Below are 23,661 nucleotides of genomic sequence, written 5' to 3'. Positions count from 1 at the left end.
TCTGCTAAAACATAGCCTTAGATTTAAATAAGTTGATGCTGAATTTGGAATGTTATTGATCAAAGCTATAGTATAAATGAATAATAAACGATAATAAAGTCAAGGTTAATAAATAATTATTATAATATTAAAGGGGGAACTGCTTTGAGAAGTTCTTTAAATATAACCAACAAATTAACTATGTTAACTGAAATGGAGAATGATTCAAAATTTCAAATTTTAGAATATAGTGATTTAAATGGAGCTACTGATTTAGAAACAGCTTTTGGATTAAATGTAATTAATGAAAGTAATATAAAATTAAAACAAATAAGAATAATACTTGATGACAGCTCAGTAAAACTAGAATCAGGTCTTTTGAGCTACATGAAAGGTAATATAGATATTAAAAGTGATATAGGTGGGGTATTTGGTTTAGGTAAAAAGTTTATTACCAGTAAATTAACTGGTGAAACTATGTTTAAGCCAATTTATAAAGGTTCAGGAGAAATATTCTTAGAACCATCCTTTGGACATTTTGCTTTAATTGAATTAGAAGATGACGAAATAATTGTAGATGACGGACTGTTTTGTGCTTGTGAAGATGGAATTGAGGTAGGAGCATCAATACAGAGAAATTTATCTTCAGCATTTTTAGGAAATGAAGGATTATGTCAAACTAAAATAAGCGGTAATGGAATAGTTGCATTAGAAATACCTGTTCCAGAGACTGAAATATTTAAATGTATATTAATAGACGATACATTAAAAGTAGATGGAAATTTTGCGATTTTAAGGACTGGAAATATTGAATTTTCTGTAGAAAAATCATCTAAATCTATTACAGGTGCTATAACAAGTGGTGAAGGTTTTGTTAATGTATATAGAGGTACGGGAGAAGTATGGCTTATTCCAACTAAAGCTATATATGACGATATGAGAACTAAAAGCTTTAAAGAAATGACTAAGCCAAGCAAAGAAAGAAATACGGAAAATTAATGCTTTGATATATTAAAGTTGTAAAGAAAAGAAGTTAAAGTTATAATATTTAAAGATGAAATAATTAAAGAGGTGAGAGATAATGAGTTCGTCAGATTCGAAAATTAAAAGCGAAGAATTAGACTTATTTTTTAAAGGAATTTTAGAACTTGAAAATATAGATGAATGTTATAACTTTTTTGAAGATGTAGCTACAATCAATGAAATAAAATCATTAGCTCAAAGATTTTATGTTGCTATGCTTTTAAATAGTAAAAAAACTTATACTGAGATTGCAGAAGCAACAGGGGCAAGTACAGCAACTATAAGTAGAGTGAATAGGTGTTTAAATTATGGTAGCAATGGTTATAAAACAATTTTAGAAAAATTAGAAAAATAAATTTATTAAACTTTTGCTATAAATAGTTAAAAGATACTTAAAACATTGTCAATATTGATGAAAAACATTATACTGTTATATATAAAATTAAAAAAATTATCAACTTAAATAGATAATTATCAAATTTACTATTATTTCATAATAATATAGTAATCAGATATATGAGATAATAAAAAAGCGAGGTAAAAATATGGATAGAATGTTTGGAACTGATGGAGTTAGAGGAATTGCTAATACTGAGTTAACAGCTCAAATGGCTTATAACTTAGGTAGAGCTGGTGCATACGTTTTAACAGAAGGTGCACATAAGCCAAAAATATTAGTAGCTAAGGATACAAGAATATCAGGGGACATGCTAGAGTCTGCTTTAGTTGCAGGTATATTATCAGTTGGAGCAGAAGCAGTAATATTAGGAGTAGTTCCAACACCAGCAGTTGCATATTTAACAAGAAAATATGATGCAGATGCAGGTGTAATGATATCAGCTTCTCATAATCCAGTAGAATACAATGGAATAAAGTTCTTTAATAATAAAGGATATAAACTTTCTGATGAATTAGAAGATGAAATTCAAAGAGTAATTGAAAGTGATTTTGAAGGAGTACCAAGTCCTATTGGCATAGACTTAGGAAGAGAAAGAATCGAAGTTGCGGCATTAGAAGATTATACAGAATTTGCAAAACAAACAATTCCTTATAATTTAAAAGGAATGAAAATAGCACTAGATTGCGCTAATGGTGCATCTTATAAATCTGCTGTAAAAGCATTTAGAGATTTAGGTGCTGATGTTTTTGTAATTAATGATAATCCAGATGGAACTAATATAAATAAAAATTGTGGTTCAACACACCCAGAAGAACTTATGGATTATGTTGTTAAAAAAAGCTGCGATTTAGGATTTGCATTTGATGGAGATGCTGATAGATGTTTAGCAGTTGATGAGAATGGTAAATTAATAAATGGTGATTTCATATTAATGTTATGTGCAAATTATCTAAAAGAAATAGGTAAACTAAAGGAAGATACTTTAGTTGTAACTGTTATGAGTAATTTAGGTTTAGATATTGCATGTAGAGGCTTAGGAATAAAGCTTGAAAAAACAAAAGTTGGAGATAGATATGTTCTTGAAGAAATGACTAAGGACAACTATGTGTTAGGCGGAGAACAATCAGGTCATGTTATATTCTTAGACTATAATACAACTGGAGACGGGCTTGTTACAGCTCTTCAAATTGCATCAATAGTTAAAAAGAAAGAAAAAACATTATCAGAATTATGTTCTGTAATGAAAGAATTACCACAAGTTTTAGTTAATGCAACTGTTCCTAATGATAAAAAGAACATATACTTAGAAGATACAGAAATAGTGGAAGCTATTAAAGAAATCGAAGCAAAACTAAATGGTGTAGGAAGAGTCTTAATAAGACCATCAGGAACTGAACCATTAGTTAGAGTTATGCTAGAAGGTGAAAACCAAGCAGAAATAGATGAAATGGCTCATGGTCTAGCTAACTTAATTTTATCTAAAATATAAAATTATTATATATAAGTAAATTTGAGACTAATAAATTTGTAAAGAACCATCATAAGGTGATTAAGAATCATTTTATGATGGTTCTTTTTTATTTTTATGGTATAAATGATCAATTCCCAGTAAATGGTTGAAAGCGAAAATACTAAAAAAGTACAGTTAAATTTAACTTTTATAAAAAAACTATAAAGGAATTTATTGAAAAAGTTAAAGAATATTATATAAATAACCGAAAATGTAAATATATAGATAAAATAAGAAAAAATTCAATAAAAATATTAGTTATGAATTAAAGAAATATAGGAGATTAAATATGAATGATGCTATAACTTATAAGGAATTAAAGATATCTACTTTTGAGTTACTTTATATTAAGGACTTAAAAATAAATGCTGGGATTAATGAACATAGTACATTAAATTTAGTTGGGATATTACCACAAGAGAAAGAAGATAAGGATATTAATACAAAGTGTAATACTCCAATTGAAGTTTATACATTTGAAGGAGAAGAAAAGAAACCTTTATATTTTGGAATAATCACAGAAATAAAAATTAAGAGGGTTGCAGAATATTTTGAATTGCATGTAAAAGCTGAAAGCTACACTTATTTAATGGATATTACAAGAAGAACACGTTCTTTTCAAAATAAAGATTTAAGTATATATGATTTTATACAAAACATTACCAATAAATACATTTACGGATCATGCAATATAAATATACCTTATCAAACAACAAATAGATTATGGCTTCAATATAACGAAACAGATTGGGAATTTGTAAAAAGGGTTGCATCTTATTATAATGTTGGTCTTTTTCCACATAGCACTTTAGAAGGAGTTCATTATTATTTAGGCACACCAGATGAATACCCTAAAAGTATAGAAGCTTATGAATATACTGTTACTAAATTAATAAAGAAATATGAAAAAATTAAAGAAAATGATTTACCAGATTCTTATGAAAATCAGTATATAAATTATAACGTAAAAAGTCATGATATTTTGGAATTAGGTGCTTGCGTTAATTTTAAGGGGCACTTTTTTTCTATTTCTAAATTAACTTATGAAATAGAAGATGGAATATTAGAAACTACTTATGATTTACAAACTAGCCAAGGACAAAATCAATGCAGAATATACAATGAAAAATTACAAGGAATATCATTAGAAGGAACTGTCACCGATGTTTCAAGTGATGAAATAAAAGTAAAACTGGATATAGACGGAAAAGGTGAAAATAGTGATTATTGTTGGTTTAAATATTCAACAATAGCTGCATCACCTGATGGAAGTGGATGGTACTTTATGCCTGAAATTAATGATAGAGCAAGAGTATATTTCCCAACCCATGATGAAAATGAAGCATTTGCAATAAGCTGTATACATAAGATAAATGCAGATCCATCTGTTAAGTATATAACAACTATAAATGGAAAGAAGATAATTTTTAGTGAAGATAGTATTACAATTTCAGCTAATGACAGTGCAACAATTACTTTAAGCAGCGGAGGGGGAATAAGTATATCAGGAGGAAGTATAAGTTTAAATGCAAGTGAAAATATTTCTATTAGAGCAGAAGACAGTGTTGTTGTATCAGGTAAAGATAATGTAGAGCTTAGTTGTGATAAAGGTGGAAAAGTCGCTTTAGATAATGGAGGAAATGTAGTACTTAATGGAACAAAGGTGAAAATTAATTAAGGGGGTGTAATCAATGGGAATATCATATGTCGTGGATAAAGCTAAGATAAAGTGCTCTAAGGCAATTGGAGAAAGTGTACTAAATAAATCACCAGATAATGAAAACTTAGAACTTCATGGAAAAGCAATGCTTACAATTGCAGATAATAAACCAGATATAAATATTACACCATTTCCACTATGCGAAAGCAAAAAAAATCCTGAAGTTATTAAAAATGGGATGAAGCCAGTACCATGTAAGCCATCCATATGTAATAAGTGGATGAAAGGCGAAAAAGATGTGTATTTGAATGGAGAATTGGCATTAAATAGTGGATGTGAATTGACTTGTTTATATGGTGGATTAATAAAAATATCTGATGATGGTCAAAGAAAGTAATAAAGGAGGTAGTTTAAATGATTATGAATTATGAAAATATACAGGTAGAACTACCATATGAAATTTTACAAATTGAAGATTTAAACTTTAAAGCAGAAATTAATGAACATCATACTTTTAATATTAAAGCACTTATAGATGAAAATAATGTGGATAAGTACTTAAATGAAGATACAGAAAATAAACAAATTAAGATTATTATAAACAACAGTACAATTTATGTTGGAAAAATAATAGAGCTTAAAATAAGCTGTATTAATCATTTATCATACTTAAATATAAAATCAATATCTTATTCTTATAATTTAGATATAAAAAGAAATAACCATGCTTTTATAAATTTAAAATCTACATATGAGAATGTAATTAATGAAACATTGAGTAAATATAAAAATTATATCTTTAAAGACAATATAACAGAAGGAAAAAGTATTGATAATTTAATTGTTCAGTATGAAGAAACAGACTTTGAATTTTTAAAACGTCTAGCATCACATTTTAAAAGTGTACTTGTAGTAGATAGTGGCAGTGATGTAATTAGATTTCATTTTGGAGTAGAAAATGTAAGCAATAAGTATGTTTTAGAAAATTCATTTAATGAAATAGAGAAGAAATTTGATTTTTTTAATACTATGCAGAGTGTAACAAAGGACTGCTTATATGAGCAGGATTTTATAGGATGGAAGTTAGATAATAAAGAATATTTTCCATTAGGAACTGAGTTTACTTATTATGGTCAAAAGGTTTGTGTATATAAAGTAGAGATGAAAATTAAAAAAGGTGAAATCATTTATACATATGAATTAAAATTTCTAAAAGGAATAATTACAGAATACAAGATCAATCATAAGCTTAAAGGAGCCAGCTTAGAAGGCATTGTTAAGAATGTAAAAAACAATGAAATGCAAATTTATTTTTGTATAAATGATAATTATAAAGATGATGCAAGTAATAAGTGGTTTGATTATTGCAGAGAAATAAGCAACTTTTATGTTATGCCTATGGTAGGGAGCAAAGTTCACATTACTTTTTTTACTGGTGATGAAAGAAAAGTTAATGTAACTAATGCCATAAGAAGCGCTGAAAGTAATGCTAAATATTATAACAAAATATCAAATCCAAGCAATAAATCTTATTCTACAGAAAATGGACAAGAACTTTTAATGTCACCAGATATGATTCAAATAGCTCAAGATGATGGAAAAAGTATTCAGGTTACATTAAGTAGTAATGGAAGTGTAAGTATATCAGGAAGTAATATAAATTTATCTGCTAGTAAGAAAGCTGAGGTTGGAAGTAAAGCACCTTTCAATGCTAAGAAAAATCCAGTAAAGCCCAAAAGTATAAGCATATCAGCAAAAAATTGTGTAACTATAACTAGAAGTGTAGGAAGTAGTGTAAATCCAAGTGAGGTTATACAACTTAAAGAAGAAAATAATATAAAAGGTATCGTAAAACTAGGAAGATAAAATAAATTTTTATTAGGAGAATAGTTATTTATGAAGTATTTTGAAATGATACAAGATAACAGAATAAGTTATGATTACAAAATTGAAAATTTAGAGTGGGAAAAATTAGATACAGATGAGGAAGAAAAAGAAATAGTAGGTATAGTTTCTTTTAAGGGAAAAGAAGAATCATTACCAGATTTTATAGCTTATAAAAAACATTTTTTTGTTTCTGCAGAGTTAAAGAAGGTTATGGCAATGTATAGTGAAGATTTAAAGTTTAATCTAGTTATGTTTAATAATATAGAAAATAAAATTCAAAAAGAATATTACGATGTAGAATCTCCATTAATAGAAGGTTTAAGTGATAATTCAACTTATCATAAAGATTATTCAGTAAATAAAAAAATAATAAAGCATGAAAAAGTTAAGGACTCTCCTGTATTTAGATTAAAAGAAATGGAGACTACACAGTTTTCACCAAAGCATATTTTTGTTCATTTAGATATTGTTGAAAGTACCATTAGAAGAGAACTTTGGGGAATGATTTTTGAAGAAATTCAGGTGGAGGAATAGAAATGTCTTTTTTAGATGAGAAGATTGCTAAATTGCAAAAAATTAAAAAGGTAGCTAAAAAGAGAGAAATTTTAAAATCTCAGCAAAAAAATATAGAAGCAGAAATATTGCCTGAAATATCTCAAGAAGAAGTTACTTTAGCTATAGAAAATGGAAAATTAGATTATAATGGCGTTGAATTTGAATTTGAAAATAAAGATTGCTTTGACGGAATGATTACTTTTCCTATAATTAAAAATTTTTTTGAGGATTATTTAGAAGATGAATCAAAATATTTATGGAATAAAGAAAAGAATTTAAATATTTTATTAAGCAAAATAAATGTTGATGATAAAGATAGACAGAAGATTGATTTTAATATAGTACTTGAACAGTTATTAAAGAAAAATAAACTTTATGTAGAATGTTCAAGTATTACAGAAGATTTATATATGAATTATCCAAGAAACATAATAAAGCTTAGGATGCCAACAGCTTATGATTATATGTATCAATACATTGAAATGATAGATTTAGGAGATCAATGCATAATATTAGTTTTTTCATGTTTAGAAAAAGATAAGAATAAGTGGGAAAAAATCATGATAGGAATATCAGAGCTTATTAAAATTAATGAGGGAGATAAATAGATTCATGAAGGAAATTGAAGAGAAATTTTTAAAGGAAGAAGCTAAACCAATTTTAGAGAAATATAAAGAAAAAGTACTTTTAAATATATTAGAAAATGAAGATAAACTAAAGAATCAAATATTGGAAGCTTTAATGAAAATAGCTGATAAATCAAAGAAAGATGAAGAATTTAAAATAAAATATATAGATTTTTCAATACTTAAAATCGGTATTTTAAATAAAACTTATGATATAACAGTAATCGCTTATGGTAAAGAATGGTATGCAGGAGATATGATATATGAAGTGTTTAATATAGATTATATTTTTCAGGGATTAGAAGAAATTAGAAACGATTTACACCAAAAAATAAAGAAGTATGTAGGAAAAATAAAACCTTGTAGTGTAGATCAATATATTTTAAGACAAGTTGCTAATTACAATGAATACTTAACATATTTTTTTATTAAATATCTTAAGCAATATGATGAAGAAATTAGCTTTAATGAAATGAATAAATACGAAACATTGAGGATTAGCTATGGAGATTATAAGGATTATTCTCAAATAGTATATTATTATGATAATTTTGAGAAAAATGAAGATATTTTTAAAGAAGAGCTAAAAGATAATAAGATAGAAAAATTGGTGTTTAGTCATTGGACAGGCTTAAAAGCAGAGAATTTTGAAATTGAAAATCAAGATATAACATGTATGAATTTAAAAAGATCAGATTTACAAAACTTTATCTTAAAATCATGTAAAGCAGTTGGATTAAATTTAAAAGAAGCTAAATTAAAGAAATGTCGCTTTATATCTAGTGATTTAGGAACAACAGATTTTAGTTCTAGCATTTTAGAAGATGTAGTTTTTGAGGATTGTATTTTAAGAAATACAAAATTTAAAAATGCTAAGTTAATCAATGTATATGCTATAAATAATGGAAAAGCTGTAAGGCTTGAAAATAAAAAATGATTAAAAGTTAATAATCTAGTTTTTAAGAGAGGGGGAGATTATTAATGGAAATAGGAATTTCAATAGGATTAGCAGTGATGGCTTTTTTTGGAATGTGTGCTAGCTTTAAATTTTGTCAGGATTTAACATTGGCATTAGATGAGGTTGCAAAAGAGACTGCTGAGACACTAGTACAAGGAAAAGCGTTAATTGAATCTTGTATATCTGGGAGTAAAGAAGATGTTAATTGTGATATTCAGGAAATGACAAATGCTGTAGCAAATTCAGCAGTAGGTAATGCGGCAGGTAGACTTTGTGATATAATTAATATAACACAAAATGATATGAGAAGTTCAGCAGTAGATAAGTGTTGGGCTCCAGAAGTAAGTGGACCGAGTATAGAAGTATTTCCAGCACATAATGATGAAGGAATAATTATTACAGATATACCAGTAACAGAAGTACCATCAATTACTATATTAGATACGCCAATAATAGTAGAGACACCAAATAATGTAGAAGTATTTCCAGAGCAGAGAGTTGATATACCAATAATTATAGATTTCCCAACAGAGAAGCAGAATGAGACGGGAAATGTTATTTTTATTGATGGGGCAGTTGAAGCTGATATACCGGATAGTCCTTCAAGTTTACAAAAAGAAGTTGAAAGGGGAAGAGCACCTAAAGATGTAGATAGAGTAGATAAACCACATGTTAAAGGACAAAAACCACATGTTCACCTTAAAGATAAAACTTCATTAAATAATGATGGTACAATACATGATAAGCATAGGGGGAATCCTAATGTAAGTAATAAGGTAAGAAAATGGTTAGAAAATCATGGATGGAGAGTGAATGATTAAATTATGAAAGCGTATGGATATCAAAAAAATAGTGATGAGTTATTGGAATTAGAAGAGGTTTCATTTGAATGTGATATAGAAGAAATAGATGAAATAATTAAGTTTTTCCAATATGTAAAAGAAGAGCATAGCAAGGTTAGATTAGAAACAGAATTGTGCCATTCACATTTACGTGATTGGAAAGAGGAGTGGAAGAAAGATTCAACGGATATAATAGTAGTTACAAATTTTAACACTGATAATATTGATTAATATTCTAGAATAGTAATTAATATAAATTTTCAATGCATAATAATTAATCAGAGTAAAAGAAAATATTGTTGTAACTGAAATATCGATACTTAAATAGTGTCGATATTTTTTTACTTTAAGTTAGATTCATAGTAGGTGATGTAGAAAATGCTACTGAAATAATACCAATACTTTTAAAAGTCAAGATAACTAGGATTAAAAATACAGTAAACTACTAAGTAAAGGAAATCCTATACTTAACAATTTTACTTGAAATCGAGGAGCAAAAACAACAATTAATATGTAGAGGATAAATAAATCCACTTAAGAATAAAAAGAATTGAAAATATGAAACATAAAAATCTATTTCAATTAGAATAAATAGTGCTAAAAGAAATTGAAGAAATGATATAATAAGTTCAGCAATAGATAAGTGTTGAGCTCCAAAAGGTATAAATGAACCTACAATTGAGGTATTTCCAGCATATGATGAAATAGACATACCTAATATAGAAGTATTTCCATTAGATAATATAGCAGATATACCTAATATAGAAACATTTCCAATGGATGAATCTGATGAAATGGATAATATTATTTTTATTGATGGAATAAGTAATACTATAACAAAAGGAAAAGTAAAACATATATTGAATAGGCATACATTTGAGAGAGTGAAAAATAATTTACAATATAAAATAAAGACTATGCCAAGAGAAGATTTAGAGATGGATATATCAGAAAGAAGTTTCTTTAATCCATCTTGGTCAGAAGAAAAAGTTGTTGAAGCAGCGCAACAGGCATATGATACAATCATAGAACAAGGTGAAATCAATGGAAAGCATACTGTAGAAGTATATGATGAAGAAATTAATGTTTATATTGATAATGGTAAATTTGGTACTGCGTATGGATCGCACCATTATACTTTAGATGATTTTGGATTATAGGGAGGATAAGATGTTTACAATTGAACATAAGATTTTAAATGAAACATTAGAAGAAATAAAAAAAATGAGTTTAAACGAGTTTGTAAATGAATTTGATGGAGATATAGAAGGACAAATTAAAATTACTTTTAATAATAAAACGATAGGATATATAAATGATGAAATCCCTTTTTCAGAGGAGTTATTAGTCTGGTGGTTAACAAAACTAAATCAAGCCATTTATACATTAAATCAAAATAATTATGTAGCATTTTATATTTTAGATACTGATAATATATGGCTTGAATTAAAAGTTAATGATGACTTAATTCATGTAAGAAAGATAAAGTTAAAATTAAAAAATATTAATAAATCATTAGTAGATAAGCCTATGGAAGAATTCGAGAAATATAAATGGGAGGGCATAACTGTCGGTAAAAATGAATTTATTAAAAGAGTTGTACAAGATAGTCAATTATTAATAAATGAGATATCTGAGATAAATTCTAAATTGATTGAATCAGAAAGCATAAAAAATCTGAGAAAATTTTTATATTTAAATATTAATAATGTAGTAAGTTGAAATTAAATAGATAATAAAAATTATAATGGCTAATATTTTAAATAAGAAATGTTAGCCATTTTTATAATTAGATATATTAGATACGCCAGCAATTGTAGAGGAACCAAATAATATAATAGTATTCAGAGCATAAGGTTAAAACACCAACAATTACAGATTTTCCAGCAGAGAAGCAGAGTGAGAAGGGAAATGCTATTTTTATTGATGGGGGAGGTAATCCTGTAGAACAAAATTATGCATTGTTTAATAAAACTCATGCAGGTTCTGCACCAGTACCTAAGGGAACTGGACCAAATGATGGAAGATTACAATCACATCATGGATTACAACAACAGTGGGCAAAAGAAAATCTTTCTCAATATGGTTACGCCCCAGATTTAGCACCAACTGTAACAATAGAAACAGGAAAAGGTATGCCACATACTAGCATTACTAATGCTCAAAATGCAAGAAGAAATGCTAGGGTTGAAAGTGGAAATGGAAAATGGAGTTCAAGCTTACAAGATGAATTACAGTATATAGTAGATGATTTTATAAATGCAGGATTCTCTAAAAATACGATAAATAGAGTTTTAGAACAACAATACAAAATGCTAAATAAATTAAAAGTTCCACATGAAAGGATTGAAGTTAGATGAGTATATTAAATGATTTAAGTAATAAATATAGAATAGATGCTAGTAAACCAGCTTCAAATGAGGAAGAAATAAAAGAGTTGATTGAATTCTCAAATATAAATATTGCAGAGGATTTTTTAGAAGTAATAAGAGAATTAACAGAGATAGAAATTAATATTGATGAAAAAAAATATATTAGGATATGGGGAGCTGATGGTTGTATAGAGATGAATGAGGCGTATAGTATACAAGAAAATATTCCAAATTCATTGGCAATAGCTGATGATGAAGGAGGAAATGCTTTAATATATACAACTGGTGAAAAAGGTTTTGGTTTATATGTGATAGCATTTAATGATTTAGATGTTGACGAATTACAATATGTAGCAAATTCATTAAGTGAGTTACTAATAAATAATGTTGGAATAGATGTAATTAAAAAAATATGAGAATAGTATATGGATAAAGAAATAGTAGTATCAATAACATTATATGGAGAAGTTGAATGTAAAAATAATTGTATTGATTGGTATGAATATTGCAAAAGGGTTATTGAGAGATTAGGACATAAGCCTAATTATATTTCAATCGAGAGTGATTCTATTAAATCAAATAAGGTATTAAGTTTGGATAAAAATGAAAGAAAGGTAATAAAATCTATTAATAATGATACTAATATTAAATGGTTATCAGTTTATTCATTACCAAATGATTTTATTACTGCTTCATTTGATTATAATATACTTTTTACTAGAAATAATAAATATTTAAGTATTATTATGAATAAAAAATTATATTCAAAGTTAGATGTAGATAGTACTTTATCTGAATTAAGAAAGTTTATTAAGTTAAAGCATGGAGAAATTTACGAAATGCATAGAGATGAAAGTCCTTTACTATACGCTTCTGGATTAAATGAAGCATCGGATTTTGATACATTAAAAATAATAAAAAAGTTATAATATAGTTAATAAAGCTAATGTTTCTAATTAAAGAGACATTAGCTCTATTTATATTTAATTATACTGAAATAATAAATGCAACACAAAATGATATGATAAGTTCAGCAGTAGATAAATGTTGGGCTCCAGAAGTAAGTGGACCGAGTATAGAAGTATTTCCAGCACATAATGATGAAGGAATAATTATTACGGATATACCAGTAACAGAAGTGCCATCAATTACTATATTAGATACGCCAGCAATGGTAGAGCAACCTAATAATATAATAGTATTTCCAGAGCAGAGAAGCAGAACGAGAAGGATAATATTATTTTTATTGAGGGTGGAAGTAATCGCATTGAATTACCTAAATCAGTAGAACGATCTGCTAAAAAATTAAGTCCCGAAGCTAAAAAAGGATACGATAAAGCAATAAAAGCATTAGAAAATGGTGATACGAGAGGATTAAATGAACATCCTTTAAGTGGTAATAGAAGTGGACAGTGGGCTATAGATATTAAAGGAATGGGAAGAGGTAGAGGTGCTGGTAGAATTATTTATGAAAAAATCAGTGATGGAAGTATAAAAATTATAGAAATACTTACTAAACATGATTATTAGGAGGGAAAGTTAATGGAAATGAAGCACATATTATTAGAATGTTATTGTGAATGTAAAAACAGAAATGAAGAATTACCTTGTTATAAATATAATAATAAAATGGGAGTGTATTGCCTTGAACATACATGTAAGTATTTATCATATACTGAATCACCGAATGAAATAGCATATGCAAATGAACATGGTGTGGTTGAAGATGAATTAGATTTTGTAGGTTTTGGTGGTGATATGAATGGAAATGACGATAATAAAACAAAAGAATTAATAGATAAGTGGCATAAAATATGTAGGAAAAAGATTGATGAAGCATATGAAGAATATATGGATTATAGAAATAGTTAATATATGAAACCACAGATCATTATAATACATTTAAACAAATTAAATAGATGTATAGGATGATTAAATATCAATAAGATTATTTAAGAGCTAATGTTTCTGATGGAAGAGATGTTAGCTTTATTTATATTTAAATTATACTGAGATAATAAATACAACACAAAATGATATAATAAGTTCAGCAGTAGATAAATGTTGGGCTTCAGAAGTAAGTGGACCAAGTATAGAAGTATTTCTAATATATTGTAAAAAGGATAGGTAAGTAACTGTGAATATAGAATTTTTAGAAGATAAATTGACAAGTTATAAATTTCAATATCCAGAGCCATTTTTAAAAGTAATAAAATTAAATTTAGTAGACTTTGACCTATGGTATATAATGGATGAAGAGAGAGTAATAAATAGATTAAAAGGACTTAGAGAAAGGTATCCAAGTAGAAAACTTATACCTTTTGCAAGAAGAGATGATAATGATGATATAGCATGTTTCGAAGTAAATAAGGGTGAAAGAGTTCAGATAATACATGATTTTGCATCTGTAGGATATGAGCAAAGAAAAGAATATAATTGTTTTTGGAATTGGTTAACAGAAGCTATTAAAGTAATGATTGAATACAATAAAGAATAATATAATAGATGATTTTATAAATGCAGGATTCTCTAAGAATACGATAAATAGAGTTTTAGAGCAACAATACAAAATGTTAGAATAGCAAGTAACTGCATAAAATCTAAACAGAGATAATTTGGAGCAATAATTATGAAAATATTATTTTTAGATAAACAATTTGAACATGAAATAAGAAAAAAGATTAGAAAATTAAGTGGACATATTGAAGTAGAAGATTTAAAAAGTATTATTGAATTAAAAATTATACACTATAGTGATGAACCCCAAATAGCTAGCTTAGAAGGGATTCAATATTGTGAGAATTTAAGAAAGCTTGAATTAATGGGAACTTATTTAAATAATATTTCATTAATAAAGAATATTAAGAAACTAGAGTATTTAGATTTAAGTGATAATAATATAAAAGATATTAGTTTTATATGTAATATAAAGACTTTAAAGTATTTAAATTTAAGTGGAAATCCAATAAAAAATATAGATTATATTAATGATATAAGAAGTTTGGAGCGTATTAATTTAGAAAGAACAGATTGTGAAGTTCCTAATTTAAGCAATCCAGATAAAATAATATCATTTGGTTTGCCACAAAATTGTTTTGATTTAGAATTTTTAAATAGATATAAGAATTTAAAAGAGATAACTTTACCAAGTTGCTTAAAAACATTAGAAGTTATAAAAGAGTTTAAAAACTTGCATAATGTAGAAAGTTTATCTATAAATAATAGCAAAGTAAGTGATTTAACTCCATTATCTAATTTAAAAAAATTAAAGAAGTTGGATTTATTTGCTAACAATTTAGAGGATATTTCTCCAATTCATAATTTAAAAGAATTAATTAGTATTAATGTAGGTATAAATAAAATCTCAGATATTTCATGTATAGAATCATTAATAAATTTAGAGTATTTTATAGCAGAACAAAATCTGATTAAAGATATAACTCCATTAAAAAATCTTTTTCAATTAAAAAAATTAAATTTAAGTGGATGTCGAGTAAATGATACTTCACCATTAAAAAAACTAAAAAATTTAGAAATTTTAAATTTAGAAGATAATTTATTAACTAATATAAATGGAATTGAAAAATTATATAAATTAAAAGAAATTAATTTAGAATACAATGAAATTAATGATATAGAAATGTTAAGAAAACTTCAAGAGAAAAGAAATGATTTAGAAGTAATATATTAAACTTACAATATGAGCTGGTGTTTCTAATTCAAGAGACATTGGCTCTATTTATGTTTAATTATGTTGAGATAATTAATACAACACAAAATGATATAATAAGTTCAGCAGTAGATAAGTGTTGGGCTCCAGAAGTAAGTGGACCGAGTATAGAAGTATTTCCAGCACATAATGATGAAGGAATAATTATTACTGATATACCAGTAACAGAAGTGCCATCAATTACTATATTAGATACGTAAATTAGAGAATGATTAAATTTATTTTGAAATAGTTTAAAGGATATTTAATCCTTATATATAACTTATATATAAGGATTAATTTTATATAAAAGATGTTAATATGTTAAGCTTAGAAATAGTATAAGGTTGATGCAGATATATTAAAACAATGGGAATATTTATTACAGAGTATAAACAATTCAAAGTACAGAAGTTAATTAGTTTAGCATTAGAGGAATTTATATAGAAGTATAACAAATAATATAGAATAAAATTATAATATAATGTGTAAAGTGTTATATTATAATGGGAGTAACTTATTAATATTAAACATTCACAATATATATAATAAGGGAGATAGTAATGGATATTAAAAGAGATATTTATAAGAATATTTTAGAATGGAAAAATAATAATTCAGATAAAGTGTTATATGTTGAGGGTGCTAGACAAGTAGGGAAGACTTATATAATTCGTAAATTTGCATCAGAGAATTATTCAAAAGTAATTTATATAGATTTAACAACAGAAGATGGTTCAGACTTACTAGAAATAGATAAACAGATAGCACAGGAAAGATTATCTGGTAAATTAGATAGAAGTAAAGTTAATTCTCTACATGAATTATTTAGAAGATTTTCGTCTGACTTTGAAGATAGTGAAGATTGTATAATTATAATAGATGAGATACAGGAGAGTGCAAAGATATTTAGTATGATAAGAAGCTTTGCAAGAGAATTTAAAACTAATTTTATAGTTTCAGGTAGTTATCTTGGTAGAATTATTAATGATAAATCATTTTGGATTTCCAATGGGGATTATATAGCATTAACAGTAAATCCAATATCATTTGAAGAATTCCTAGCAATATATAATTTAAGAGAGTTATACAATTCGTTAGATTTCTATGGAAAATCAGCTAAGGAAGATTATGATTTAATTTCATCTAAGTTCCAAGAGTATTTATTAGTTGGTGGTTATCCTCAAGTTGTTATGGAATATATAAAAGATAAAAATTCTGATTTAGATATAATAAAAGAAAATATATTGATTAGATTTTGTGAAGAGTCTTTTCAATATATTTCAGAGAATATTGGTAATATCGCAGTATTAAGAAATAGTTTAAGTGGTGTAGCATTTCTACTTACAACTGAGAAAGAAGGATTTAAAGAAGATTCATTTAGTGAAGAGTTAAAAGAAGTATTGTTTAATAGATTTTCAAGCAACATAACTAAAACTAATATTAGAAATGCAATTGAATGGTTAGTTAATGCCAAATTAATAAGATTTTGTGATAAAGTGTTAGAATTAAAATATGTCGACTTTAAAGTACGTCAGCGTTGTTATTTTTCAGATATAGGATTATTACGTGTAATTTTGGAAAACTTAGGTTCAGATAAAAATGAAATAATGGGAATATTACATGAAAACTTTATATTTAACAATTTAGATTATAATTTCCTACGTGATCCGAGTTTTGGTATATATAAGAATGGAGAAATTGATTTTTTACATTATAATAAGAATACACAAGAGTTATATGGAATAGAGGTTAAAGCAGGTAAGAATAAAGGAAAAACGATAACTAAAGCCCTTAATGATAGCAAAATAAATAAAGCAATTTATTGTAAAGGTAATACTTATGGTGGTATAGATACTACAGGAAAAATAATAACTATACCTATTTATTTATTCCCTAGATTTAAAAGAGAATATTTATCCTAGAAAAGCTATGTAAATAAAATATTAAAAAAATTTACTACATAGCAATAATAAATAGTGTTGAATCAAATTTATGTTTTTAAATAAATTTGATTCAACTTTTTTTATTGTCTAAATTTAAAAATTTTTATTACATTACTTTCAATTAAAAAATGTTATATAGACACTATAATATGTTTTAAATATTCATGTTTAAAAATATGCAATAAGAATAAAAATTGAGTTTTTTGTTTAGAGAATAGCAATTGTGAAACTAGGGTATAAATAAGGTGATATACAAAAGTACATGCTAAGGAGGGAAAAGCTTATGAATATAGTTCCGTATAATGAATATTTATTAGTTATGCCAAATGGTGATACTAAGGGGTTCGATGATTTAGAATTAGCAAAAGCTTATATAAATATATATTATGAAAGGATTATAGACCATAAAATTGATAAAGATGATTATAATGATGCAACGGAAATTGGAGCAGAGGAACCAAGAAGAAATATATGTACTCAATTAGGAGTAGATGAAGGACGATGTGAAGTTTATAGCATAGATAATTTCATAGAAATTGTAAGAGATCAAGTGGTTTTTGATGCTGAAAGGGAAGAAATAATATCAAAATTATTAGCAAAGGAAATAAGCTTTAATGTTTATGATTATAATCTAGATACTATATTACCAGATATTGAAACTATAGACATGATGGAACCTTATGGTGATCCAGATTAATGATAAAAATTATGTATTATTATAATGTTTAATGAACAAGTACGATAAAATCAATATGATAAAATTAAACGAAGTATAGTTTTAAACTATCAATAAAACAGTTGTTTCATTGACTAAATGAAAAATATACATCAAAAAATATTCCTTAATATATAAGTTTTGTAAAAATAATCTACGGTTGTTGACTTTGATATTTTATAAGAGTAAACTTTAAAAAAAGCAAAAGTTAATGGTGTGCAACCGTTATATGCAAGGGTTTGTTAGAACCTAGTGATATTTTATATAAGCGGAGATTAACCACTTTTTATGGTTTGTATCATTAAAAGTGGTTTTTGCTTTAAATAAATTTTACGGAGGTATGATTTTATGAGGAAATATGTATTATCCGTTTTAGTAAAGAATTCATCTGGTGTATTAAGTAGGGTTTCAGGGTTATTTTCAAGACGAGGATATAATATTGATAGCATAACAGCAGGAAGAACAGAAGATCCTTTAGTATCTAGAATGACGATTACTTTAAGCGGAGATGATGATGTTTTAGAACAAGTTAAGAAGCAATTAAATAAACTTGAAGATGTTATAAGAGTAATAAATATTACTTCTGATGATTCCGTTTATAGAGAATTAGTACTTATAAAAGTTAAAGCTAGTGGAGATGAAAGAGCAGCAATTAATGAAACAGCAAAGATATTTAGATGCAAAGTAGTTGATGTTTCACCAAATACTTTAACTATAGAGCTGACAGGTGATGAAAATAAAATATCAGCACTAATAAAACTCATGGAAGAGTATGGAATAGAAGAGATGGTTAGAACAGGGATAACTGCTCTTCAAAGGGGAATTTCAACAATTAAAAATTCAGTTGAGGAATATTAAAATATTTGCTGAGTTAAAAACATATTTTTAGGAGGATGATAAAAATGGGGATGACAATGACTCAAAAAATATTAGCGGAACATGCAGGATTAGAAAGTGTAAAAGCAGGTCAATTAATCGAAGTAAATCTTGATTTAGTTTTAGGAAATGATATTACAACACCAGTGGCTATAAATGAATTTAAAAAATTTGGTGTTGATAAAGTCTTTAATAAAAGTCAAATTGCAATTGTGCCAGATCATTTTACTCCAAATAAAGATATAAAAGCAGCTGAACAGGCAAAGTATGTTAGAGAATTTTCTAATAAGATGGGGATAGAAAATTTCTTTGAAGTAGGAGAAATGGGAATAGAGCATTGTTTACTTCCTGAAAAAGGACTAGTTGTTGCAGGGGATGTGGTTATTGGTGCTGATTCTCATACTTGCACATACGGTGCTCTTGGAGCATTTTCAACTGGAATAGGTTCAACTGATATGGCAGCAGGAATGGCTACTGGACAAACTTGGTTCAAAGTTCCATCAGCTATAAAATTTATTCTTAAAAATAAGCCAGCTAAATGGGTAAGTGGAAAAGATATAATTTTACACATAATTGGAATGATAGGTGTTGATGGAGCTTTATATAAATCAATGGAGTTTGTTGGAGATGGATTAAGTTATCTTTCCATGGATGACAGATTTACAATGGCTAATATGGCAATTGAAGCAGGAGGAAAAAATGGTATATTCCCAGTAGATCATAAGACCATTGAATATTTAAAAGAACATACTAAGAAAGAGTGGAAAGTTTATAAAGCTGATGAAGATGCAGAATATGATGAAGTTATAGAGATAGAATTAAATACTTTAAGACCAACAGTTTCATTTCCTCATTTACCTGATAATACAAGAACTATTGATAATGTAGGAAATATAGATATTGATCAAGTAGTTATTGGATCTTGTACAAATGGAAGAATATCAGATTTAAGAATAGCAAGGGAAATTTTAAAGTGGAAAAAAATTAAAAAAGGAGTTAGATGTATAGTTATTCCAGGAACTCAAAAGATTTATTTACAAGCATTAGAAGAAGGTATTATTAAAGATTTAATTGAAGCAGGAGCAGTGGTTTCAACACCAACTTGTGGTCCATGCTTAGGTGGTCATATGGGAATATTAGCAAAAGGAGAAAGATGTGTTTCAACAACAAATAGAAATTTTGTGGGTAGAATGGGACATGTTGAATCAGAAGTATATCTTGCTAGTCCAGCAGTAGCAGCAGCATCAGCTTTAACAGGAAAAATAACTGATCCAGAGTTAGTATAAAGGGGGATTTTTATATGAATGTAAAAGGTAGAGTATTTAAATATGGTGATAATGTTGATACTGATGTAATAATTCCAGCAAGATACTTAAATACATCTAATCATAAAGAACTTGCATCACATTGTATGGAAGATATAGATAAAGATTTTGTTAATAATGTAAAAGATGGCGATATAATAGTTGCTAATAAAAATTTTGGTTGTGGCTCTTCAAGAGAGCATGCACCTATAGCAATTAAAGCATCGGGGATTAGCTGTGTTATAGCATCAACATTTGCAAGAATCTTTTATAGGAATTCAATAAATATAGGTTTACCAATATTAGAATGTGATGAAGCAGTGAAAAATATTAATTTTGGGGATGAACTTGAAGTTGATTTCTCAACAGGGATAATTAAGAATCTAAGTAAAAATGAACAATATCAAGGTGAAGCATTTCCTGAATTTATGCAAAAAATTATAGATAATGATGGGCTAATAGGATATATAAGAAACAAATAATTTTTAGTAAGCAATAAGGAATAAATAAAAATAATGGGGGACTATTTATGAAATATAATGTGGCTGTAATACCAGGTGATGGGATAGGCCCTGATATAGTAACAGAAGCTATAAAAGTATTGAACGTAGTTGGGAAAAAGTTTGGACATGTATTTGAATATGAATATGTAATGGCTGGAGGATGTTCTATTGATAAAACTGGAGAAGCTCTTCCAAAGGAAACTCTAGATATATGTAAAAAAAGTCATGCTGTTTTGTTGGGTGCTGTGGGGGGACCAAGATGGGATAATCCTGATGCAAAGGTTAGACCTGAACAAGCATTATTAGGATTAAGAAGTGGAATGAATCTTTATTGTAACTTAAGACCAGCAGTATTATATGAACCTCTTAAAAATGCATCACCACTTAAAGATGAAATAGTTAAAAATGGAATAGATATTGCTATTGTAAGAGAGCTAACAGGCGGTATTTATTTTGGTGAAAGAGGAAGAGAAGAATTAGAAGGCGTAGAATCAGCTTATGATACAGAAAGATATAGCACTGTTGAAATAAAGAGAATAGTTAGAATTGGATTTGAAACAGCAATGAAGAGAAATAAAAAATTAACATGTGTTGATAAGGCAAATATACTTGAAACTTCTAGACTTTGGAGAAAAGTAATCGGGGAAATCTCAAAAGATTATTCAGAAGTTAATGTTAATTATTTATATATAGATAATGCATCAATGCAACTTGTAAAAGATCCAACTCAATTTGATGTAATTGTAACTTCTAATATGTTTGGGGATATTTTATCTGATGAGGCTAGTATGATTACAGGATCTATTGGAATGTTACCATCAGCATCATTAGGTGATGGGACTTTAGGAATGTATGAACCAATTCATGGTAGTGCACCTGATATAGCAGGTAAGGGAATTGCAAATCCATTAGCAACAATATTATCTGCAGCCATGATGCTTAGATATAGTTTTAATTTAGAAAGTGAAGCAAAGCTAATTGAAAGTTCAGTGTTATCAGTTTTAGAAGATGGTTATAGAACTGGAGATATAATGAGTGAAGGAAAAATTAAAGTTGGAACTAATGAAATGGGAGATTTAGTTTGTAAAAAAATAAATAAGGGGGAATAGTGATTTATGAAGAGTGATGTTATAAAAAAAGGTCATGGAAAAGCAGCTCAAAGATCACTTCTTAAGGCTTTAGGATTAACAAATGAAGAAATTTCAAGACCTATTATAGGAATAGTTTCATCACAAAATGAGATTATTCCAGGTCATATGAATCTTGATAAAATAACTGAAGCTGTTAGAAAAGGAATTTTAATGTCTGGTGGTACGCCACTTGTTATACCTACAATTGGGGTGTGTGATGGTATAGCAATGGGACATGAAGGAATGAAATATTCTTTAGTTACAAGAGAACTTATAGCAGATTCTATTGAGTGTATGGCTAAAGCCCATGCTTTTGATGCATTAGTCTTAATTCCAAATTGCGATAAAATTGTGCCGGGTATGGTTATGGGTGCTTTAAGAGTTAATGTTCCATCAGTTGTTATAAGTGGGGGGCCAATGCTTGCAGGAAAACATAAAGGAAAAGATATTTCTTTAACTACAATGTTTGAAGCTGTTGGATCATATGAAAATGGAACAATGGATGAAAAGGAATTATGTGATTTGGAAGAGTGTGCATGTCCAACATGTGGTTCATGTTCAGGAATGTTCACAGCTAATTCTATGAATTGTTTATGTGAAGTATTAGGTATAGCATTGCCTGGAAATGGAACTATTCCAGCAGTTTTTTCCGAAAGAATAAGACTTGCTAAAAAAGCTGGAATGGCTGTTATGAAGATGTTAGAAAATGATATTAAACCAAGAGACATTATAAATGAAAGAAGTATTATGAATGCACTTAAAGCTGATATGGCACTTGGATGTTCAACTAATAGTGTGCTTCATATAACAGCAATAGCAAATGAAGCAAAGGTTGATATGAATTTAGATATAATAAATGATTTATCATCAAAAACACCAGATCTTTGTAAGTTGGCACCAGCTTCAAATATTCATATTGAGAATTTGTATGCAGCAGGTGGAATTACTGCAATCATGAATGAGCTTTCTAAGAAAGATATTTTAGATTTAGATTGTATTACTGTTACAGGAAAAACTCAAGAAGAAAATATTAAAGGGGTAACAGTTAAGAATTATGAAGTCATTAGACCAATAGATAATCCGTATAGCGAAAATGGTGGAATAGCAATACTTAGGGGAAATTTAGCTCCAGATGGTGCAGTTGTAAAAAGAGCAGCAGTTTTACCGAATATGTTAGTTCATGAAGGACCAGCTAGAGTATTTAATTCAGAAGAGGAAGCAAATGCAGCAATTTTTGATAAGAAAATAAATCAAGGTGATGTAATTGTAATAAGGTATGAGGGACCTAAAGGGGGACCTGGAATGAGAGAGATGCTTCAGGCAACAGCAGCAATTGCAGGTATGGGACTTGATGATTCTGTTGCACTTATAACTGATGGAAGATTTAGTGGAGCTACTAGAGGTGCATCTATAGGACATGTTTCTCCAGAAGCAGCATCTGGTGGAATGATTGGATTAATAGAAGATGGGGATATTATTTCAATAGATATAAATAATGCAAAATTAGAAGTTAAATTAAGTGACGAAGAAATTCAAAGAAGAAAACTTAAATTTAAACCACTAGAACCAAAAGTAAAAGATGGGTACTTATCTAGATATGCAAAGCTTGTAAGTTCTGCCAGTGAAGGTGCAATATTAAAGTAATGTTCTATGTTTTAATAAAGCG

28 protein-coding genes are annotated in these 23,661 nt (G+C 27.6%); all 28 read left to right on the top strand.

Annotated elements, in window-relative coordinates; genetic code table 11:
* Positions 1–144: 144 nt before the first annotated feature.
* Positions 145–978 (top strand): AIM24 family protein, encoded by an 834-nt coding sequence (locus NG918_RS05230; protein ID WP_252225105.1) that lies wholly within the window; start codon positions 145–147, stop codon positions 976–978.
* A gap of 82 nt (positions 979–1,060) precedes the next feature.
* A complete protein-coding gene (locus NG918_RS05225; RefSeq protein ID WP_252215116.1) occupies positions 1,061–1,357 on the top strand; it encodes a YerC/YecD family TrpR-related protein in 297 nt (98 codons plus the stop codon).
* A 190-nt stretch (positions 1,358–1,547) separates the two neighbouring features.
* Entirely contained in the window at positions 1,548–2,891 is a 1,344-nt protein-coding gene (gene glmM / locus NG918_RS05220; RefSeq protein WP_252225101.1) for a phosphoglucosamine mutase, read from the top strand.
* A 310-nt stretch (positions 2,892–3,201) separates the two neighbouring features.
* The gene (locus NG918_RS05215) at positions 3,202–4,590 is read left to right on the top strand and encodes a phage baseplate assembly protein V (protein ID WP_252225099.1); all 1,389 of its coding nucleotides are present in this window, start codon (positions 3,202–3,204) and stop codon (positions 4,588–4,590) included.
* Positions 4,591–4,603: 13 nt separating this feature from the next.
* Complete coding sequence (locus NG918_RS05210; protein WP_252225096.1) at positions 4,604–4,969, top strand: DUF4280 domain-containing protein; 366 nt, start codon at positions 4,604–4,606, stop codon at positions 4,967–4,969.
* A gap of 17 nt (positions 4,970–4,986) precedes the next feature.
* Positions 4,987–6,438 carry a hypothetical protein gene (locus NG918_RS05205; protein WP_252225093.1) on the top strand — a complete coding sequence of 484 codons (1,452 nt, stop codon included), beginning with the start codon at positions 4,987–4,989 and terminating at the stop codon, positions 6,436–6,438.
* Between the two features lie 30 nt (positions 6,439–6,468).
* A complete protein-coding gene (locus NG918_RS05200; protein WP_252225090.1) occupies positions 6,469–6,993 on the top strand; it encodes a hypothetical protein in 525 nt (174 codons plus the stop codon).
* Positions 6,994–6,995: 2 nt separating this feature from the next.
* Positions 6,996–7,622 (top strand): hypothetical protein, encoded by a 627-nt coding sequence (locus NG918_RS05195; protein WP_252225087.1) that lies wholly within the window; start codon positions 6,996–6,998, stop codon positions 7,620–7,622.
* A gap of 4 nt (positions 7,623–7,626) precedes the next feature.
* The gene (locus tag NG918_RS05190; protein WP_252225082.1) at positions 7,627–8,577 is read left to right on the top strand and encodes a pentapeptide repeat-containing protein; all 951 of its coding nucleotides are present in this window, start codon (positions 7,627–7,629) and stop codon (positions 8,575–8,577) included.
* Between the two features lie 44 nt (positions 8,578–8,621).
* Entirely contained in the window at positions 8,622–9,419 is a 798-nt protein-coding gene (locus NG918_RS05185) for a hypothetical protein (protein WP_252225078.1), read from the top strand.
* A gap of 3 nt (positions 9,420–9,422) precedes the next feature.
* Complete coding sequence (locus NG918_RS05180) at positions 9,423–9,671, top strand: hypothetical protein (RefSeq protein WP_252225074.1); 249 nt, start codon at positions 9,423–9,425, stop codon at positions 9,669–9,671.
* Positions 9,672–10,234: 563 nt separating this feature from the next.
* Positions 10,235–10,600: a hypothetical protein gene (locus NG918_RS05175; protein WP_252225070.1), complete on the top strand. Its 366-nt coding sequence runs from the start codon at positions 10,235–10,237 to the stop codon at positions 10,598–10,600.
* A 10-nt stretch (positions 10,601–10,610) separates the two neighbouring features.
* Positions 10,611–11,162 (top strand): hypothetical protein, encoded by a 552-nt coding sequence (locus NG918_RS05170; protein WP_252225067.1) that lies wholly within the window; start codon positions 10,611–10,613, stop codon positions 11,160–11,162.
* 239 nt (positions 11,163–11,401) lie between these two features.
* Positions 11,402–11,800, top strand: a complete 399-nt coding sequence (locus NG918_RS05165; protein ID WP_252225064.1) for a hypothetical protein — start codon at positions 11,402–11,404, stop codon at positions 11,798–11,800.
* A complete protein-coding gene (locus NG918_RS05160) occupies positions 11,797–12,228 on the top strand; it encodes an SMI1/KNR4 family protein (protein ID WP_252225061.1) in 432 nt (143 codons plus the stop codon). The genes NG918_RS05165 and NG918_RS05160 overlap by 4 nt, the downstream gene beginning before the upstream one ends.
* 9 nt (positions 12,229–12,237) lie before the next feature.
* The gene (locus tag NG918_RS05155; RefSeq protein ID WP_252225058.1) at positions 12,238–12,741 is read left to right on the top strand and encodes a hypothetical protein; all 504 of its coding nucleotides are present in this window, start codon (positions 12,238–12,240) and stop codon (positions 12,739–12,741) included.
* Between the two features lie 17 nt (positions 12,742–12,758).
* The gene (locus tag NG918_RS05150; RefSeq protein WP_252225054.1) at positions 12,759–13,100 is read left to right on the top strand and encodes a hypothetical protein; all 342 of its coding nucleotides are present in this window, start codon (positions 12,759–12,761) and stop codon (positions 13,098–13,100) included.
* Between the two features lie 254 nt (positions 13,101–13,354).
* Positions 13,355–13,684 (top strand): hypothetical protein, encoded by a 330-nt coding sequence (locus NG918_RS05145; RefSeq protein WP_252216790.1) that lies wholly within the window; start codon positions 13,355–13,357, stop codon positions 13,682–13,684.
* Between the two features lie 265 nt (positions 13,685–13,949).
* Positions 13,950–14,309, top strand: coding sequence for a hypothetical protein (locus NG918_RS05140; protein WP_252225051.1), 360 nt, complete (start codon positions 13,950–13,952; stop codon positions 14,307–14,309).
* Between the two features lie 132 nt (positions 14,310–14,441).
* Complete coding sequence (locus tag NG918_RS05135) at positions 14,442–15,503, top strand: leucine-rich repeat domain-containing protein (RefSeq protein WP_252225048.1); 1,062 nt, start codon at positions 14,442–14,444, stop codon at positions 15,501–15,503.
* A gap of 50 nt (positions 15,504–15,553) precedes the next feature.
* Positions 15,554–15,742, top strand: coding sequence for a hypothetical protein (locus tag NG918_RS05130; RefSeq protein ID WP_252225045.1), 189 nt, complete (start codon positions 15,554–15,556; stop codon positions 15,740–15,742).
* 342 nt (positions 15,743–16,084) lie between these two features.
* The gene (locus NG918_RS05125) at positions 16,085–17,446 is read left to right on the top strand and encodes an AAA family ATPase (RefSeq protein ID WP_252225042.1); all 1,362 of its coding nucleotides are present in this window, start codon (positions 16,085–16,087) and stop codon (positions 17,444–17,446) included.
* Between the two features lie 304 nt (positions 17,447–17,750).
* Positions 17,751–18,164, top strand: a complete 414-nt coding sequence (locus NG918_RS05120) for a hypothetical protein (protein ID WP_252225038.1) — start codon at positions 17,751–17,753, stop codon at positions 18,162–18,164.
* A 366-nt stretch (positions 18,165–18,530) separates the two neighbouring features.
* Positions 18,531–19,040 (top strand): acetolactate synthase small subunit, encoded by a 510-nt coding sequence (gene ilvN / locus NG918_RS05115; protein ID WP_252225033.1) that lies wholly within the window; start codon positions 18,531–18,533, stop codon positions 19,038–19,040.
* A gap of 44 nt (positions 19,041–19,084) precedes the next feature.
* Positions 19,085–20,344, top strand: a complete 1,260-nt coding sequence (leuC, locus tag NG918_RS05110) for a 3-isopropylmalate dehydratase large subunit (protein ID WP_252225030.1) — start codon at positions 19,085–19,087, stop codon at positions 20,342–20,344.
* 14 nt (positions 20,345–20,358) lie between these two features.
* A complete protein-coding gene (gene leuD, locus NG918_RS05105; RefSeq protein WP_252225027.1) occupies positions 20,359–20,844 on the top strand; it encodes a 3-isopropylmalate dehydratase small subunit in 486 nt (161 codons plus the stop codon).
* Between the two features lie 47 nt (positions 20,845–20,891).
* On the top strand, positions 20,892–21,974 hold the full coding sequence (gene leuB / locus NG918_RS05100) for a 3-isopropylmalate dehydrogenase (protein WP_252225024.1): 1,083 nt from the start codon (positions 20,892–20,894) through the stop codon (positions 21,972–21,974).
* A 6-nt stretch (positions 21,975–21,980) separates the two neighbouring features.
* Positions 21,981–23,639, top strand: a complete 1,659-nt coding sequence (ilvD, locus tag NG918_RS05095; protein WP_252225021.1) for a dihydroxy-acid dehydratase — start codon at positions 21,981–21,983, stop codon at positions 23,637–23,639.
* The last annotated feature ends 22 nt before the right edge of the window (positions 23,640–23,661 follow it).

Source organism: Clostridium sp. ZBS2 (assembly GCF_023845855.1).
Lineage (GTDB): Bacteria > Bacillota > Clostridia > Clostridiales > Clostridiaceae > Clostridium > Clostridium aquiflavi.
The sequence above is the reverse complement of the archived record's forward strand: the minus strand, read 5'-3'. Positions and strand labels throughout refer to the sequence as shown.

What these genes read in the sequence shown, in the direction of transcription:
- ilvD (WP_252225021.1), top strand. Translation starts at nt 21,981, where the DNA reads ATGAAGAGTGATGTTATAAAAAAAGGTCATGGAAAAGCAGCTCAAAGA.
- leuC (WP_252225030.1), top strand. Translation starts at nt 19,085, where the DNA reads ATGGGGATGACAATGACTCAAAAAATATTAGCGGAACATGCAGGATTA.
- NG918_RS05150 (WP_252225054.1), top strand. Translation starts at nt 12,759, where the DNA reads ATGTTTCTAATTAAAGAGACATTAGCTCTATTTATATTTAATTATACT.
- ilvN (WP_252225033.1), top strand. Translation starts at nt 18,531, where the DNA reads ATGAGGAAATATGTATTATCCGTTTTAGTAAAGAATTCATCTGGTGTA.
- NG918_RS05120 (WP_252225038.1), top strand. Translation starts at nt 17,751, where the DNA reads ATGAATATAGTTCCGTATAATGAATATTTATTAGTTATGCCAAATGGT.
- NG918_RS05180 (WP_252225074.1), top strand. Translation starts at nt 9,423, where the DNA reads ATGAAAGCGTATGGATATCAAAAAAATAGTGATGAGTTATTGGAATTA.
- NG918_RS05170 (WP_252225067.1), top strand. Translation starts at nt 10,611, where the DNA reads ATGTTTACAATTGAACATAAGATTTTAAATGAAACATTAGAAGAAATA.
- glmM (WP_252225101.1), top strand. Translation starts at nt 1,548, where the DNA reads ATGGATAGAATGTTTGGAACTGATGGAGTTAGAGGAATTGCTAATACT.
- NG918_RS05225 (WP_252215116.1), top strand. Translation starts at nt 1,061, where the DNA reads ATGAGTTCGTCAGATTCGAAAATTAAAAGCGAAGAATTAGACTTATTT.
- NG918_RS05155 (WP_252225058.1), top strand. Translation starts at nt 12,238, where the DNA reads ATGGATAAAGAAATAGTAGTATCAATAACATTATATGGAGAAGTTGAA.
- NG918_RS05135 (WP_252225048.1), top strand. Translation starts at nt 14,442, where the DNA reads ATGAAAATATTATTTTTAGATAAACAATTTGAACATGAAATAAGAAAA.
- NG918_RS05200 (WP_252225090.1), top strand. Translation starts at nt 6,469, where the DNA reads ATGAAGTATTTTGAAATGATACAAGATAACAGAATAAGTTATGATTAC.
- NG918_RS05160 (WP_252225061.1), top strand. Translation starts at nt 11,797, where the DNA reads ATGAGTATATTAAATGATTTAAGTAATAAATATAGAATAGATGCTAGT.
- NG918_RS05125 (WP_252225042.1), top strand. Translation starts at nt 16,085, where the DNA reads ATGGATATTAAAAGAGATATTTATAAGAATATTTTAGAATGGAAAAAT.
- NG918_RS05210 (WP_252225096.1), top strand. Translation starts at nt 4,604, where the DNA reads ATGGGAATATCATATGTCGTGGATAAAGCTAAGATAAAGTGCTCTAAG.
- NG918_RS05195 (WP_252225087.1), top strand. Translation starts at nt 6,996, where the DNA reads ATGTCTTTTTTAGATGAGAAGATTGCTAAATTGCAAAAAATTAAAAAG.
- NG918_RS05205 (WP_252225093.1), top strand. Translation starts at nt 4,987, where the DNA reads ATGATTATGAATTATGAAAATATACAGGTAGAACTACCATATGAAATT.
- NG918_RS05190 (WP_252225082.1), top strand. Translation starts at nt 7,627, where the DNA reads ATGAAGGAAATTGAAGAGAAATTTTTAAAGGAAGAAGCTAAACCAATT.
- NG918_RS05215 (WP_252225099.1), top strand. Translation starts at nt 3,202, where the DNA reads ATGAATGATGCTATAACTTATAAGGAATTAAAGATATCTACTTTTGAG.
- leuB (WP_252225024.1), top strand. Translation starts at nt 20,892, where the DNA reads ATGAAATATAATGTGGCTGTAATACCAGGTGATGGGATAGGCCCTGAT.
- NG918_RS05185 (WP_252225078.1), top strand. Translation starts at nt 8,622, where the DNA reads ATGGAAATAGGAATTTCAATAGGATTAGCAGTGATGGCTTTTTTTGGA.
- NG918_RS05130 (WP_252225045.1), top strand. Translation starts at nt 15,554, where the DNA reads ATGTTTAATTATGTTGAGATAATTAATACAACACAAAATGATATAATA.
- leuD (WP_252225027.1), top strand. Translation starts at nt 20,359, where the DNA reads ATGAATGTAAAAGGTAGAGTATTTAAATATGGTGATAATGTTGATACT.
- NG918_RS05145 (WP_252216790.1), top strand. Translation starts at nt 13,355, where the DNA reads ATGGAAATGAAGCACATATTATTAGAATGTTATTGTGAATGTAAAAAC.
- NG918_RS05175 (WP_252225070.1), top strand. Translation starts at nt 10,235, where the DNA reads ATGGATAATATTATTTTTATTGATGGAATAAGTAATACTATAACAAAA.